General features: G+C 35.2%; 18 protein-coding genes. 2 read left to right on the plus strand and 16 right to left on the minus strand.

The annotated features are described in order from the left end of the window. Positions 1 to 69 precede the first annotated feature (69 nt). From KBP46_RS06255 to KBP46_RS06285, 7 genes are all read right to left on the minus strand, one after another. Positions 70 to 441 (minus strand): cupin domain-containing protein, encoded by a 372-nt coding sequence (locus KBP46_RS06255; RefSeq protein WP_034696224.1) that lies wholly within the window; start codon positions 439 to 441, stop codon positions 70 to 72. Continuing rightward, positions 438 to 965, minus strand: coding sequence for a GNAT family N-acetyltransferase (locus KBP46_RS06260; protein WP_120230628.1), 528 nt, complete (start codon positions 963 to 965; stop codon positions 438 to 440). Before KBP46_RS06260 ends, KBP46_RS06255 begins: the two co-directional genes overlap by 4 nt. Positions 966 to 968: 3 nt before the next feature. Then, positions 969 to 1,571 (minus strand): DUF2911 domain-containing protein, encoded by a 603-nt coding sequence (locus tag KBP46_RS06265; RefSeq protein WP_062670647.1) that lies wholly within the window; start codon positions 1,569 to 1,571, stop codon positions 969 to 971. Positions 1,572 to 1,699: 128 nt separating this feature from the next. Beyond that, positions 1,700 to 2,305: a CDP-alcohol phosphatidyltransferase family protein gene (locus tag KBP46_RS06270; protein ID WP_216444933.1), complete on the minus strand. Its 606-nt coding sequence runs from the start codon at positions 2,303 to 2,305 to the stop codon at positions 1,700 to 1,702. Between the two features lie 54 nt (positions 2,306 to 2,359). Then, complete coding sequence (locus KBP46_RS06275; RefSeq protein ID WP_317126393.1) at positions 2,360 to 2,866, minus strand: methylated-DNA--[protein]-cysteine S-methyltransferase; 507 nt, start codon at positions 2,864 to 2,866, stop codon at positions 2,360 to 2,362. A gap of 45 nt (positions 2,867 to 2,911) precedes the next feature. Then, on the minus strand, positions 2,912 to 3,457 hold the full coding sequence (locus KBP46_RS06280; protein ID WP_216444934.1) for a DinB family protein: 546 nt from the start codon (positions 3,455 to 3,457) through the stop codon (positions 2,912 to 2,914). 53 nt (positions 3,458 to 3,510) lie between these two features. Then, positions 3,511 to 4,029 carry a Crp/Fnr family transcriptional regulator gene (locus KBP46_RS06285; RefSeq protein WP_216444935.1) on the minus strand — a complete coding sequence of 173 codons (519 nt, stop codon included), beginning with the start codon at positions 4,027 to 4,029 and terminating at the stop codon, positions 3,511 to 3,513. 69 nt (positions 4,030 to 4,098) lie between these two features. Between KBP46_RS06285 and KBP46_RS06290 the strand changes: the two genes are divergently transcribed. Then, on the plus strand, positions 4,099 to 4,953 hold the full coding sequence (locus tag KBP46_RS06290) for a hypothetical protein (RefSeq protein WP_123277940.1): 855 nt from the start codon (positions 4,099 to 4,101) through the stop codon (positions 4,951 to 4,953). 3 nt (positions 4,954 to 4,956) lie between these two features. Beyond that, complete coding sequence (locus tag KBP46_RS06295; protein ID WP_216444936.1) at positions 4,957 to 6,000, plus strand: hypothetical protein; 1,044 nt, start codon at positions 4,957 to 4,959, stop codon at positions 5,998 to 6,000. 131 nt (positions 6,001 to 6,131) lie between these two features. Here the strand turns inward: KBP46_RS06295 and KBP46_RS06300 are convergent, their stop codons facing one another. The 9 genes from KBP46_RS06300 to KBP46_RS06340 all read right to left on the minus strand — a co-directional run bounded on the left by KBP46_RS06300 (position 6,132) and on the right by KBP46_RS06340 (position 14,943). Beyond that, positions 6,132 to 7,184, minus strand: a complete 1,053-nt coding sequence (locus KBP46_RS06300) for an alpha/beta hydrolase (RefSeq protein ID WP_216444937.1) — start codon at positions 7,182 to 7,184, stop codon at positions 6,132 to 6,134. Beyond that, positions 7,168 to 8,457 carry a PepSY domain-containing protein gene (locus KBP46_RS06305; RefSeq protein ID WP_216444938.1) on the minus strand — a complete coding sequence of 430 codons (1,290 nt, stop codon included), beginning with the start codon at positions 8,455 to 8,457 and terminating at the stop codon, positions 7,168 to 7,170. The genes KBP46_RS06300 and KBP46_RS06305 overlap by 17 nt, the downstream gene beginning before the upstream one ends. A gap of 201 nt (positions 8,458 to 8,658) precedes the next feature. Continuing rightward, on the minus strand, positions 8,659 to 10,809 hold the full coding sequence (locus KBP46_RS06310; RefSeq protein ID WP_216444939.1) for a TonB-dependent siderophore receptor: 2,151 nt from the start codon (positions 10,807 to 10,809) through the stop codon (positions 8,659 to 8,661). 157 nt (positions 10,810 to 10,966) lie between these two features. Further along, complete coding sequence (locus KBP46_RS06315) at positions 10,967 to 11,425, minus strand: hypothetical protein (RefSeq protein WP_216444940.1); 459 nt, start codon at positions 11,423 to 11,425, stop codon at positions 10,967 to 10,969. A gap of 53 nt (positions 11,426 to 11,478) precedes the next feature. Beyond that, the gene (locus KBP46_RS06320; protein WP_062670665.1) at positions 11,479 to 11,979 is read right to left on the minus strand and encodes a hypothetical protein; all 501 of its coding nucleotides are present in this window, start codon (positions 11,977 to 11,979) and stop codon (positions 11,479 to 11,481) included. 156 nt (positions 11,980 to 12,135) lie between these two features. Then, positions 12,136 to 12,507 (minus strand): hypothetical protein, encoded by a 372-nt coding sequence (locus tag KBP46_RS06325; RefSeq protein WP_062670667.1) that lies wholly within the window; start codon positions 12,505 to 12,507, stop codon positions 12,136 to 12,138. A gap of 129 nt (positions 12,508 to 12,636) precedes the next feature. Continuing rightward, on the minus strand, positions 12,637 to 13,095 hold the full coding sequence (locus KBP46_RS06330) for a hypothetical protein (RefSeq protein WP_120230617.1): 459 nt from the start codon (positions 13,093 to 13,095) through the stop codon (positions 12,637 to 12,639). Between the two features lie 9 nt (positions 13,096 to 13,104). Next, complete coding sequence (locus tag KBP46_RS06335; RefSeq protein ID WP_216444941.1) at positions 13,105 to 13,548, minus strand: hypothetical protein; 444 nt, start codon at positions 13,546 to 13,548, stop codon at positions 13,105 to 13,107. Positions 13,549 to 13,749: 201 nt separating this feature from the next. Then, positions 13,750 to 14,943, minus strand: coding sequence for a hypothetical protein (locus tag KBP46_RS06340; protein WP_216444942.1), 1,194 nt, complete (start codon positions 14,941 to 14,943; stop codon positions 13,750 to 13,752). Between the last annotated feature and the right edge of the window lie 111 nt (positions 14,944 to 15,054).

Below are 15,054 nucleotides of genomic sequence, written 5' to 3' on the forward strand. Positions count from 1 at the left end.
GTAATTACACAAAAAAAAAGCAAATCCACTATTCTCAGATTTGCTTTTTTATATTTTTTAATTCTTTTCTTAGTCTACGCCTTCCTCTTCCCTATGCACCAATTCCATAGAAAATGCAGGAAGACAGATCGCAAGATATTCACATGGTTCTGAAAACGGATTACTATAACGGATTCTCGCTCCTTTTTCAATAAGGATGCTCTGTCCTTTTTCCAACGTAACAATTTCTCCATCTATTTCAAATTGCTTTTTTCCTGAAATGATATAGGTGAATTCATCAAACTCAGGAGTCTGGTGAGGCTCACTCCAATCCGGAGGTGCTACCATATGAGCAATTGAAACAGTAGAATTTCCTGTAGAGTTTCCCCAGTGTTCTTCAATCAGTTTTCCATCTGTTGTAGGAACTACAAATGGTGACTGCTGGATTTTATATTTTTTCATACCCAATCTTCTTTTTTAATTTCATACACGAAATTGGTTCTTGTAGGTTCTGCAAAATAAGCCACTTCTTCTTCAGCAATCTTTTGACCTCCCAGTCTTTCCAAAGCTGTCTGCGAACGGAAATTCTCTTTTCCAATGTGAAAATGAACTTTGTCTACAAACTGGAAAATATAATCCAGCATCAGCTTTTTAACCTTAGGATTAATGCCTTTTCCCCATGATTTTGTTCCGTAGAAAGTATATCCGATGAAAATATGATTGTTCTCTTCATCAAAATCATAATAACGGCTGCTTCCCAATACATCTCCGGTAGCTTTCTCCATAATTTTGAAAGCACCTTTACTCTCCATAGCTCCTGTGAAAAAGTTTTCAAAAACTTCTCTCTTATAACGGTCTTTGTTAGGATGCTGTTCCCAGACTTTAGGATCGGAAGCCACTTCATATAAAGATTCAAAATCCCCTTGCTGTAAGGGGATTAATTGAAATTCTTCATTCTCTAAAACAGGCTGAACAGAAAAATTCATTGCTTAGCCTTTTTTAGTAGAATCTGATTCTATTTTCTTGATTTCTTTCAACTTGTCGGAAATCTTGATAACAGTGTCTAATTTGGACGGTTTCAAAGGAACTTCTGCCTGAGCCATATCCCATTTGATAACCAGGTTTCCTGAGTTTTCATCTGTAGGATTTAAAGTGATTTCAAACCATTCCTGTTTGTCTGTCAGTTTGTTAACCGGTACCGTAACGTCTACTACATCCTGTTTTGGATCGTAAGTATAAGCTCCCCATTGCTGGAAATCTTTATTAAGGATAACTTTCCATTCTTTTTCTGTAGGAACGATGAACAATCCGTATGTTCCTGCAGGCACTGTTTTCCCACCGAAGTTAACGGCCTGTCCGAAAGTAATTTTTGTAGAAGAGTTCGCTCCCGCTCTCCAAACCTGGCCATAAGGAACCAGTTCTCCGAAAATTTTACGTCCCTTCACTCCCGGTCTTCCATAATCAATGGTAATTTTAGACATTGAAAACTGCTGCTCAACCTTCTGGCGCGGACTTGCTGCCGGCACAGAATAATCCTGAGCAAAACTGAATGCTGAAACTGAAATGCAAACTGCTGCTAGTAACTTTTTCACGTGTAAATTTTTGTTTAAAATTACAAAATTCAGAGCGAAATAGCTTTCATAAACTTCGTTAAAATTTGTTTTACCGATATTTTTCTATGACGGTATTTTTTAGCCAAATCTTTTTTAAAAGTAAATAATCAACTATTGAACAATTTATTTTTCTTAATCGTTTTCCCTTTTCTTAGTTGAATGGAATGAAAAACAGAAGGAACATCATTCGTCCAGGTTTTCAATATAAAAAGAATAGCAATAATCTCTGCCCTTGTAAGCAGGCCAACCCAAAAACAAAGGTTGAACAGAATGACAGACTGACATTGAAAAATAACCTGAATTAATGTTCCAAAAAGTAATAAAGTCCAGATCTTGGCACCAATAGAGTGTGTTGCTACTTCCTTTCTGAATCTTAAAAAGCTTACCAGATAAATAAGAGCTTCAGATCCTGCAAGAATAATTATTTTGGAAGCGTTTGTTTTGAAAAATTCAGGGCATTGTATATATGCTGCAAGTCCTACCGAGATAAAGAAAATCTGATCAACAGTAGAATCCATACGTCTGAGTTTCTGAGTTGAAATCTGAAGATGCCTTGCTATAATTCCATCAAAAATATCAGTTAACAACCCTATAGATAAAAGAACGACAGTAATTGCCTGATAATTTTCTATTGTAATGAGACTTAAAGCAATGATGAGAAAGCCAATAATCAATCTGGAAAAGATTAAAATAACCGGAATTTTTGATTTCATAAAAGGTAGCAAACTTGTGATAAATGCAGAAATATAGGGATATTTTTAATATATCTAAAATAAGATAGCCTTTTCCAGCTCCAATAGTTTTTGTTTTCTCCAGATACCTCCGGCATACCCTACCAACTCGCCGTTGGAACCTATCACACGATGGCAGGGAATTAAAATGGCAATTTTATTGATACCGTTGGCTGTTCCTACGGCACGTATCGCCTTGGGGTTTCCCAGTATTTCTGACTGTTGTTTATAAGTCCTTATTTCTCCCATCGGGATTTCGCGAAGAAGCTGCCATACTTTTTCCTGAAACGCAGTTCCGGTAGTGAACAATGGAACTTCAAACTGACTTCTTTTTCCTTCAAAATATTCTTTCAGCTCCTCTTCCAGCTGTTTGAAATGAGGATGTTCTTTTTCTAAAATTTCTGCTTTCAAAATCTTTGACAAAGCCTTCAACTGTTTTTCAATATTTTTCCGGTCTGTAAATTCCAGCAGACAGATTCCCTGATCTATGGCACAGGCAATCATTTCTCCCAAAGGGGTTGATATATGTTTTTGGTGTATCATTTCCATTCGTTTAAAATTAAGCTTTTTGGAAATCATAACTTGTTTTTAATCCGTTAAAATTCTTTTTATCTGTTCAACATGCCTTGCATTATGATAAATAACAAAACGAAAGGTATCTCCCAACTTCAGTTTGATCAGCTTTGAAATACTAATACTTGTTTTTGTTTTTTCTAAGTCAATAAATTGAGCCTCTTCCAGTAATTCAAGCATTTTTTTCTGCTGTTTTATGAATGTATCCACTACGCTTTTATCCAGATTACTGTGGATAGGATTCATGGCCTTAAGCGTTTTCATCGTATTCAGTTTCTCTTTGGGAAGCATACTTTTAGCAAAATAATTCCCAAGAATTCCGGGCTTAAAATAGAGTTGAGAAGGTTTTCCGGCAGAAGAAATAGTACGGCTTATTTCGGGAATATAAAAATCTCCGTAGCGGTTAAGATGCTCCAGACATTCCAATGTACTCCAGCTTTCTGTTGAAGTTCTGAAATTCAGATCATGTTCCGTCTTTAAAAACAACATTTCAGCGAATTGTAAATGTTCTGCAATTCTATTTCTTAATTCATTCAGGAATTCTGAGGTTGAAATTTTCATTACGTTTTTTATGCAAATATGCTGATCAGAATGTTCTTAAATCTTGACTGAACTCAAGATTTTTTTAGTCTGGACAAAGTTTCCGGTGACATCCTCAGATAATTGGCAATATATTTATTGGGAACTTCCTGAAATAGTTTTGGACTTCGTTTTAAAACCCTTTCAAAACGTTCCCCGGGAGCATTGATGAGCAGATCTTTTTCTCTTTCAAGCTGCTGTAATACGAGATCTTCAAGGACATTCATCCAGAATTTCATATGTTCTTCGTCCGATTGTACGAACGCATAGAAATCCTGTTTTGAAGCTATTCTTACCGTTGTTTTCTTAATCGCCTGAATATAAAGATCCGAAGACTTTCCCGATAAAAAAGAATCCAGGCTGACAATAATATTTCCTGTGTATCCGAAACGAATGATCCTTTCTTCATTTTCATCCATCATATAAATCCGGACACTTCCGTTTTCAATACAATAAATAGAGGTATCTGTACTGCCTGAAATCTTCAGAAACTCATTCCGTTTGAATGCTTTCTTTTCCCAATGGATTCCGCTCTGAAGCAATTTTTCAACCATTTTATTTTATTATTTGCTTTTCCAAAGATAATAGGTAATTTTAAAGTTTTAAAACACTAATCACTGATAATGCTCAAAAGAACAGTATTTTTCATACTGCTTTCTGCCGGATTGTATGGTATGAAAGCACAGCAGACCATCCCCTTCCGGATCACAAAACACAATAATATCATTGTAAAGACCCTTGTCAATAAAAAAGATTCGCTCAATCTCATGTTCCAGATTGCCATGAAAGATTATGCTATTTCTCCTGATGGCAAACAGAAAGCAGCACATATTATTTTCAACAAAGAAGAACTCAGCGACGACAATACAGTACAAATCGGAAAAATTATTCAGAAAAATGTACATTTTTTTGACAATCAGCTGACAGGTCATGAGGCAGACGGAAAAATCGGGACCGGAATTTTTGAAGGGAAAGCCTTTAAAATTGATTACGACAATAACCAGTTTGTGATGTACGACAAAATGCCAGATCTGCAAGGCTACCAACCCATCAACATCATTCCGGATCATGAAGGGTTTTATCTTGCTGCAGACAATATCCTTGAAGGCGATCAGCAGCAGGAAACCTATTTTGTTTTACAATCCGGGTTTTCCGGAGCTATTCTTTATAGTAATGAGTTTGCTGAAGAAAAACATCTGGAGAAAAAACTTAAGATAACAGGAGAAAAAACACTAAAGAATTCTCAAGGTAAAACGTTAACGACCAAACAAGCTGTTCTACCCTATTTCAAATTGGGAAATAGCGTGTTCAAAGATGTTTTCGTAGGATTTTTCTCCGGGGAACTGAAGACACAAAATGTAAGTTATCTCGGTGCTGATATGCTTCGCAGATTCATCTGGATCTTTGATGCAGAAAGGAAAATGGCTTACATTAAACCCAGCAAATATTTTTCAGAACCTTATTACAAAATGAATTAGAATATGATAAACACTTTAATGCTAAAAAAGATTATAAAACCCCAAACCGTCGCTGCGCTTTTATTTTTGCCATTGGCTATTGTAAGCTGTAAGAAAGAAGAGAAAAAAACTGTTACCACAGAAACACATCTGACGAATGATTCTGTAAAAACAGCAAAAACTGAGGAGAAAATAGATTATACTCATTTTAATATTTTCAGTCTGTCCGTTATTTCATCCGCGGAAAAAGATTCTGATATGGATATTTTCATTTCTGTTTCGGATGTCTATAAAGGTGAGCAACCTATGCCTGCAAAGATTGTTAAAAATCATAAACAGATGTCTTTCGAAGAGCTCCAGCATTTTGAACTGGATGCACCCAGCAGAAAAAAATTGCTCAGCGGAATTCATCTTACTGAAAATGATTCTCTCTACATCTATGAGTATGGTTCTAACCAACTTCAAAGAATGCCAGTCAGCCAATTAAAAGCCGTTGCCTACTTAAGTCCTTATTCCGATGATCAGGATTTAGACCCGGATTCTTATATGATGGGTTTCCAGGTGGCAACTCATCAAAAAACAACTGAATACGATCGTTATACTAATGCCATCGCCTATTTTGGAAATCAAAATCCGTTTGTAGACAATAAAATGAAAGCTGTGAAATGGCAAAAAGCCGGCGCTGATGTTTCAAAAAAATACTTTTCTCACTCAAAACTGGCTTTGGGAAAAACTTATCAGTCCCAATATGAAAATCTGACCTATTATCTGCAGGATTATCTTGAAGAAGGAAATATTGTAGAGCGTAAACTGGCAGTCATCAATGATCGTAAGGAAAAAATTGCAGAGAAGATATTCAGCCTTGCAGGCAGTGATGGCGGAGAGTTTCTTCCTCTTTATGGAATAGATGCTGATGAATCTAATATTTTCCAATATACAGGCCATCTTTTCAAAGGAAAACCTCCGGTTATTTTTGGGTTCATTGCCCAGTCTTTTGGCTGTCCTTCCATTAATTTTTTAGATCAAAAGGAGAAGGATTTCCCGATTAATTGTGATAACAGGCATTAATTCCCGGAAAGAATTTATTCCGATTTCTAGCGGAATGTCGAATTCTCTGGATACATAAAACGTATCGTTAGAAGTAAGATATAAAAAACCAAATCTGTTGATAAACGGATTTGGTTTTTATTTTCAGTTCATTATTTCTTAGGATAATAGTTGTCTTTCAGATTCATAAAATAGGTTTCGGATTCTTTAAAACCATTACTTTTCATAAATTTGATTACCACATTCAGATAGGCTTCCGAAGGAATAAAATTTATTCCCATTTTTTCAGAAAACTTTTGATACTCTTCTTCAAGCAGTTTGGGATTTTTGGCCAACTGTTTTATATCGGTTCTATACCCTTTGAATATAAATTTCAAAGCTTCATAATTTCCGGGATAAGAAACGGTCCCATGGGTTTCGCCTTCAAAAAAGTGATGTTTATAGTTCAAAGATCCGTTTTTTTCTATCATTCCTTTAAATTCTTCAATCGCCTGGGTCATATCAGAATTCCAGTTTTTCTGCTGCTCTTCATTATCTGCCTGGGAAACATACAACGATTTTTTTGCAGGAAACTTTTTATTTTTTTCCAAATAGTTTCTCGTTCTTGAAATGGTCAATTTATGATCCCACCATAAACTAGGATCATTAGCAACATAAGCATTAAAATAATCCGGATGTGAAAGAAAGGTATTAATGGCAAATAATCCGCCGAAAGAATGGCCTACCAACACACAATAATCCTGAGTTCTGTAGTTTTTATTAATAAAAGGCTTCAATTCCTCCTGCATGAATTTCAGAAAGTTTTCACTTCCTCCGCTGTCGGCAAAAAGCGTAAGAGCAGGGTTTACCGGACTCTTCTTTTCAGACTTTGTCGGAGTAAGATCTCTTGTTCTTTCTGTATTTTTAATTCCGACAACAATACATTCCGGAATGTCGGCATAGGGTGTTCTGGCAATGAAATCTGTTAATCCTGTATAATAATCAAAATTAATTTCTCCGTCTAAAAGATAGATGACAGGATATTTTGCAGGATTGATGGTATTGTCGTTATACGTTTTGGGCAGATGAACCCAGATTTCTCTGTTTTCATTTAGAACTTTTGAAAATACGTTTTGCTTCTCCCCTATCGTTAGTTTTTCCTGGGATTTTCCAAATGTAAACAGTAAAAATACAGGAAGGTATATAATTTTAAACCAATTGTTCATGGTGTGAATCTTTTCTGTGTTGATGAATATTTTTAATTTCTTTATTCTTTTTGGGTGATTTGTTTCTGCGTCCCCACCAGATCAGAAATCCGGTAATCGGGAGACTGGTACAGATCATTCCGATAATGAATGTGAATATTTTACCGAACATTCCGCCCCAATACCCTACATGAAGGTCAAAGTTCATGTGCTCTATCACTTCGTGCTTCTGTACTTCTTCAGGATAATCAATCTCCTTTCCGGTGTATTTGTTGGTTTCCATACTTTTCCCGTTGATAAGGCTTTTCAGACCAATAAACCTAGCTGCCACCACATGATACACCGTTGCAGAATCATTTCTCGGAATACTCATTCTGAACTGTTTTGCATCAGGAAACTCCTTGAATTTTCTGTCAAGAAAATCCGTATAGGTCAGAGCTTTTTTCTCCGGATCAAACTTAGGTTCATATTTTTCTGCAATAGTATGGGCATCCACTGCTCCGCCGAAAGCCTGTTGGGTTAGATTGGTTAAAACCTCATAGGCCATAATCAATCCTGTAATGGTAATAAACACAGCCGGAAGCAATGAATAAAACCCAAAGACATTATGGAAATCGTAGTTTTTCCTGCGCCATTTCGTTCCGGATTTAATTTTAAAAGCTGTTGTTCTTGTTGTTTTGTTCCATTTTTTTGGCCACCAGAGAATCAATCCGCCGATAAGCTGGATAAAAAAGATGATGGAAGCAATTCCAACCACCGTTTTCCCAAACTTTCCTGCCAATAGCTGCGCATGAATATGGGCTACAACATAGAAAAACTCATAGCTTTTGGTAGAACCGATTACTTTTCCGGTGTAAGGGTCAAGATAATGATAGGCAAATACACCTCGTGGACCACGGCCTTTTTTCTTTGGTTTGTCTGCCTTGTCCGCACTTTTATCTTTAGGAGGCTTCGTTGCTGAAGCTACTCTGAAACTTCTGTCAGCATCTTTGTAGGTATCAAAATAGAACGCTTTTCTGTCCGGAACCTGCTGGTGAAAGTGGGCAAGCAACTCTTCGGGGGTCATTTTTTCTGCATTAGCCGGAGCCTGGACATATTTTGCGCTTCCGCCGCACAGATCAATGATTTCGTCACAGAAGACAAATACAGTTCCCGAAAGAGTAACAGTAAGCACAATGATTCCGGAAACCAGGCCGAGCCATAGATGCAGCCAGCCGGTGATCCTTTTGGTAAGGGATTTACCCTGCTTTTTTTTAGGATTCGTTTTATTATTTTCATATCTGTTTTCATCCAATAAACAATGTAAGTGCAGAAAATGCAAAGGCGCAATTGTATTTATAATGGCGTGTTTGTAAAGTGAAAAGAGTTATTTCTGCTGCCGTTTACTTTAGCATATTTGAAGGCTTCAGAAATAGATATATTATAAATCAAAGCTTTGCACCTTTGCGGTTTTCATCCTTATATTTTCGTTGAGATTATTTTTGTTTTTTTAGATTTAAAATTTGAATGCAAAATTGGCAAGAATTTCTCTTGGCTTCTGTGGCTGTCCGTAGAAGTTCCAGTAGTTTTCATTCAGCGCATTATTCATTTTCAGACCGATTCTGTATTTTTTCCTGTCATAAAAAACTGTTGCACCTACCGTAGTATAAGAAGGAGCAAGAAAATGATTGGTGATGTTGATATAGGTCTGGTCTACAAAATTAAATCCGGCTCCGAAACCAAGTCCTTCATATGCACCATCCATGATTTTGTAGCTTGTCCATAGATTGGCAACATGTTTTGGAGTCCAGGCAATTCTTTTTCCGCTGTCTTTGCTCCGGTCATCATATTTGTTATCGTTATAACCATATCCGGCAACGATATTCCATCCTTTGAAAGGGTTGGCAATGATGCCTATTTCCAGTCCCTGACTTTTGATATTCCCATCCTGAATACTTCCTATTCCGCCTGGATCTGCAACCAGTCTGTTTTTAACATTAATATTATAGTAACTCACGGTCGTCAGTAGTTTTTTATGGAACAGATCCACTTTAAAACCTGTTTCAATCTGATTTCCCTGTTCAGGATCCCACTTTGTCAGGACACCCACTTCATTCATTGATGGAGCATAGTTTTTAAATCCATTCACATAATTGGCAAAGAATGAGATCTCATCTTTTACAATTTCATACACCAATCCGAACTTTGGTGAAAACTGGGTCTGGCTGTAACCGGAAACTTTATTTTCAGGATATCCGTTTTTGGTAGAGATCTCTACACCATTTACCACCATATCATCATTTTTATAGCTGTCTACTCTCAAACTGGCCATTACCAGCAAATTATCTGTGATATTTAAAACATTGGAAATATAACCGCTGATGGTTCTGAATCTTGTAATATCCGATTCTGTGGATTTTCTTTCCTTATTCATGAATTTGTTTCTTGAGATAGGATCCCATGCGGAAGAGCTGTCGAGATTCACTTTATCATAAGGCATGAAAACATTACTGTATCCGTTGGCCTCATAGTAAGGGAACTGATATTTTGTTGTTTGCTGGAAGTAATCTATTCCTACTACCAGACGGTTTCTTAACCCTGCTATTTTAAAATCTCCTGTAAAATTCTGCTGGATATTGTCTGTGGTCACTTTAAAGCTGTCAAAAGGACGGATCATTCTTTCTACCTGATTATTATTCAGATATCTGAGTACTAAAAAGATAGATTCGTTTTCATTGGCTTCTCCTCTTTGGTAAGATGTCCTTGACGTCCACTGGTCATTGAATTTATGGGTAACCTCAGCCATCGTTACAAAGTTGGTTCTTTTCGAGCCGATATCATTACTAGTAAACGCTCTTTTGTAGGCTACTTCCAGGTCTTTCATGGAGTGTAAGGTCAGCTTTTCTGAGTTTCTTACATAAGCATTCAATGTTTTATCCGGAGCATGGAACTCGGTATCAAGTGTCACTGTGGTTTTGTCGCTTACTTTGTACAAAACACTTCCGGAGAAAAATAATCCTTTGTTGTAGCCTGCATCCTGGAAAGAATCCTGAGAATAGGCTGCGACATTGAATCTTGCCAATGCAGTTTTTTCTTTATTTAAAGGGGTATTTACATCGGCTGTAATCCTGTTCATTCCCCAGCTTCCGGTGGTATAATTGATAATTCCCCCGAAGTTTTCCTGTGGTTTTTTCGTAACGATATTCACCACACCGCCATAATTGGCTAATGTTCCACCGAATAAGGTTCCGGATGGACCTTTTATTACTTCTACTCTCTCGATATTAGCGATCTCAGATTGTACTCTTGGATTTTGAGTCAGTCCGTTTCTGAAACTGGCATTGGAACTGAAACCTCTCATAAAAATATCATTTCCACTGTCGTTTACACTATTGCTTACGACCACTCCTGGAGCAGAAGCCATCGCTGTGTTGAAATCCATGGCTCCCATTTCACTGATGATTTCTTTGGGAACAAGATTATAAACAGTAGGGTTTTCAAGATTTTCCAGAGGAAGCCTTGCGATAGATTCAGATTTTTTTGTTCTGTAATTGTGAGTTCCCTGGAGCGATACGGATTGAATTTCAGCCACTTTAATGGTATCTGTTTCCTGGGCACTCAGCATCGTTACGGCTAATAGAGCTGCAGAAATAATAGTTTTTTTCATGTTTATAATTAAGTTAGTTCTGCAAAATTATTTTATTTTTATTAATTCTAAATAAAAACATGATACAAATCATAAAACTTCTACCATAGAATAGCCTATAAATAAAGGGTTTTCGAAAATTCCGAAAACCCTTTATTCAATCAATAGATAAGTTTTTTTATTTATTTTTCCAATTTTTAATCATCTTCATATAGCGATCAATATTAATTTTTTCCTCCCGTAAAACATTACCTTCTATTTCTTTTGCGTTTGTATTATCCGCATACACAATTGTTTTGCCCAATACGGGATATATAATGAATAATGAGTCAAAAGTTTTACCACAGCTTTCATTATAATAATTTTTCTCAATAACAATCTTCTTTATTTTTTCATTTTCAGAAAAAAAATATCTTTGGATATAATCTCCACATTCTGGATGATTATTAAACTCAAGACCTTTTAATTTTCCATCTTTAAGATAGGCATAAGCAGGATGTAAAATATCACCATTGGATAAAACCTGATCAGCATCAAAAACAAATTTTTCAAATTCTTTTTTGTAATTTTTGCTAGGATTACATTGAAATAGTAATAGCAGTCCAAAAACACTCAGGACACAATTCTTTTTTACCATAAGGCTAATAAAAATAAAGGTAACTATATTGCTAAAGTTTTACTTTACCTGTTTTATATAACAGCAGCGGCCATCATCGACATATAATAATTGGCGCAATGCAGTGCATTAATTAAAACGATTTCTTTTTCCGGAAGGGTTTCATAGGCATCAGAGGTGGTGATCTGGTATTCGTAATTCATAGAAGTCCATTTCAGATGGGGTTTTATAATCATCAGCTCGACGCCGTCCTGATCTGTAAGGACAAATGATTCTTTAAAAATACCTCTGTGTTTAAAAAGATAGCCATTTTTAATCCCATCAAAATAGGTCTGCACCACAATTTCCCCGTTCCAGTTCATTCTGAATTTCAGAAGCACTCTTTCGTGATCTTTCAGTTCAATTGTAGTTCCCCAAAAACCCTTTGGCTCCACCTGATAGGTCTGCCCATGAGCAATTTCAATAACAGCATTAAATTTAAACCAGCTTGTATAGATAAGTTTTCCAATTAATCTTTCTTCTCTTGTAACTTCAAAAGATAAAGAATTGCTTGATTTTGCGTAATATTCTGCCATGGTTATATTTTGATTTGGTGGAATTGTATTAGTTTTTAAATAATAATAACAGCTTGAATTTTAACGCTCTAATTTATAAATAATTCGGTAAACATAAATGCATTTTTAAGCGGGTGTGATAAAAATGATTGAGAAAGAGTTGAGAATTATATTTTTTCAATCAAGTTTTTCATAATAATGGTTTGAATCTGCATTTAGACTAATCTTAGGCTTTTCAAAAATCCCATTTAAAAAATAGGTTTTGTAAGCAGCTGGCTGACCAAAATCTGTATAATGAAGTTCTATTTCAGGATTTAATCCATTATATAATTTATATGTACCCATTCCATAAAATTTACTTCTAAATGTATTGTCTTCATATAAAACTAAAGTATCTGCAGTGTGAGGAGCTTCCACACAGCAAATTGGCTTATCAAAATTCATGTTAATATATTTTCCATAGATATCCTGCTTTTTTAATGGAAAATTGATATTGAGAATACATATAACTCCTAATACAAAAGTGAGTGTAAGAAGTGTTTTTTTCATAGAATAATTGATAATACCACAATATTCTTTTTAATCGAAATATTGACTAACCTAAATTATAGAATTTATATAGAAAAACCTCATAAATTGCTGAAATGTATGAGGTTTAAACTGTTTTTCAGATCAATTTCATTCAATCTTTGTAAGTGTCATTGTTTCATCATGATCTATACTTTCAGGCCGCTTCCCATTCATGTTGATCAGCATAAGGAATTTTGAATCGTTAATAGGAACAATAATTCCTAGCAGTCTTCCTTTTTCCTGATTATCTTTTAGTGCAATAAAATCAATATGAATTGGTGTCTTTTCCATATCAATTTTATATTTGAGTTCACCCTTTTGCCCATTATTAGGACCTCCGTGAATGATAAAATTCTTACCGTCAATTTCTTCCCCGTTAATTGTAATAGATACATATCCATCTTTAGTAAAGCCTGCTTTGCCTTTACTCTTCCAGTAATCAATGGATTCCCAGTTTCCAACAATATTAAACTGGGATTTTTGAGCTTTGGCCTGAAAACCAATAATAAGTATAAACGCTATTACGCTTTTTAGAAAAGTCCGTTTTATTTTCAAATAAAAATTCATAGCAAACTTTTAATTAATTTTATAAACATAACCTTTACTGATATATCTGCTTTTATTTATTAATTCTGAAGGATAAAAAATGGTTCCATTAATCTCAACACTTTTAATCCTATATCTCCAGCTTCCATTATGGCTTGTGTAAATTTTTGTTGTTGAATCTGGATAAAGCTCAAGGACAATGGAAGAATCTTTTATTTCTATTTTTTCAAGAGACTTTGGATTTTTGATTTTATAAAAAGATCGAGGAGACAATATTCTATTTTCATAATTAAATGCAAAGCTCTCAGCCTCATTATCAATTGCTTTTGAGATGGGATAACTGTAATTGATCTTAATTATTTTTTTAGATCCGGTCAGGTTTTGAATATAGAAATCAGTTATCCAGGAACATCCTGAAAGCACTGCCACGAAAATACAACATAGAAATCCTATCGTAATTGATTTTATACTCATTGTACTGGAATTTAGATGATTTTTGTAAAAATAGTCAGATAAATTTAATTTATTAGTTTTTCCGATAAAAAATCCCGTAAGGAAAACATACGGGAATTAAGATTCATTTTTCCAAAAAATAGTATTTTTTTAATCCATGTTCTATCATTAAAAAAAACAGGATTGACTGTACTACAGTAACAATTTTGATCACTTTTGTTATTAATTTATTCTTATATAATAATTGACAGCCATATTTTTGGGACGGGTTTCTTTTCCCCCGGCAGCAGCAATAACTAAAGGGACCGTTGATTTATCATAACCGCTAACTACCTGTGAACCATCAAGGTCACCATCAGCACCTGATGTATTTGCAGAAACTGCCCTTGGCGTAGAAGTTACTCCTCCAAAACTCTGCTGAACAATCTGATGATCGTGCTCTTTGATTTCATCTCCCTGGATACTTCCCCGTAATCTGTTACCCTCTGGATCTTTTTGATTTTCAGAAACCGTTGGGATACCGTAGCCTAATTCATTGGAGTCGAAAGCATTATTTCCACGAAGGAAAATACCTCTCAAATCGGGAACATTTGTAAGATTTTGTGTGGCACGGGCAAGCCCGCAGGTTGTGTCTACTTTTCTTCCGTCACAAGGTGCCCATTTTGAGTATTTGCTATTCCAGTTCTTATCAGGATTTGCCAGATTATTTTTAGTTACCTCCTGAAATTCTTCCCAACTTAAGTATGAACAAAGTATTGTTCCTACAGGAAAATCTTTATTAAAACCACTGGGAAGTCCATTTAATAAGCAGTTTACAGGACCTTTATCTGTGTCCAGGAAAAAGAAAATATCTTTTGACGGATCGTTTCTTTTAAAAGTAATTGAATTATCATCATCCAGAATACCCCCTTTATTAAAGCTTTTGCTTATTTCTATCCCATTGGTTATTTTATAATCTTCGACAATAGGGCTTGGATCCGTGCTTGATATTTTGTTGTAAAAAATATAGATGGTTATCCCTTCATCTCCTTCCTGTACTACTGTTGATAATCCTTTTTTATTATTTTGAACTTCTAAACATTTCACATATCCTTCAATGATGTCTTTGTTGGGTGTAAGCAAACTAAAAGAATCAAAAAATGATTGTGAGACCATAATGGTGTCCAAAGATTTGATTTTCTCCTGAAAATTATGAATTTCATCATCAGAAGCACCTAAATTTAAAACATTTTTAACCAGTGATGTAGGATCAATTGCTTCAAAACCAAATGAAAATTTTTGAGTTTTAAAATCGTCTTTGAATTTTTCGGATTCATAATATTTCTTCAGGTCGTAAAGAAAATCTCCTGTTTTTACGACATTCAAAGTGGTATAAATTCCACCCTCTAGAAGTTTTGTACATTGATTAGGTTCCATTTGTATAGTTTTTTGAGGTTAGTTAATGAGTTTTGCATATAATGAGAGTTGTATTATCAAACTTTCATTTGTTATGACATACCAAAAGTACTCTGTATGAAATCGTATGTC

Origin of the sequence: Chryseobacterium sp. PCH239, from assembly GCF_018924625.1 — a bacterium.
Classification (GTDB): Bacteria; Bacteroidota; Bacteroidia; order Flavobacteriales; family Weeksellaceae; genus Chryseobacterium; species Chryseobacterium cucumeris.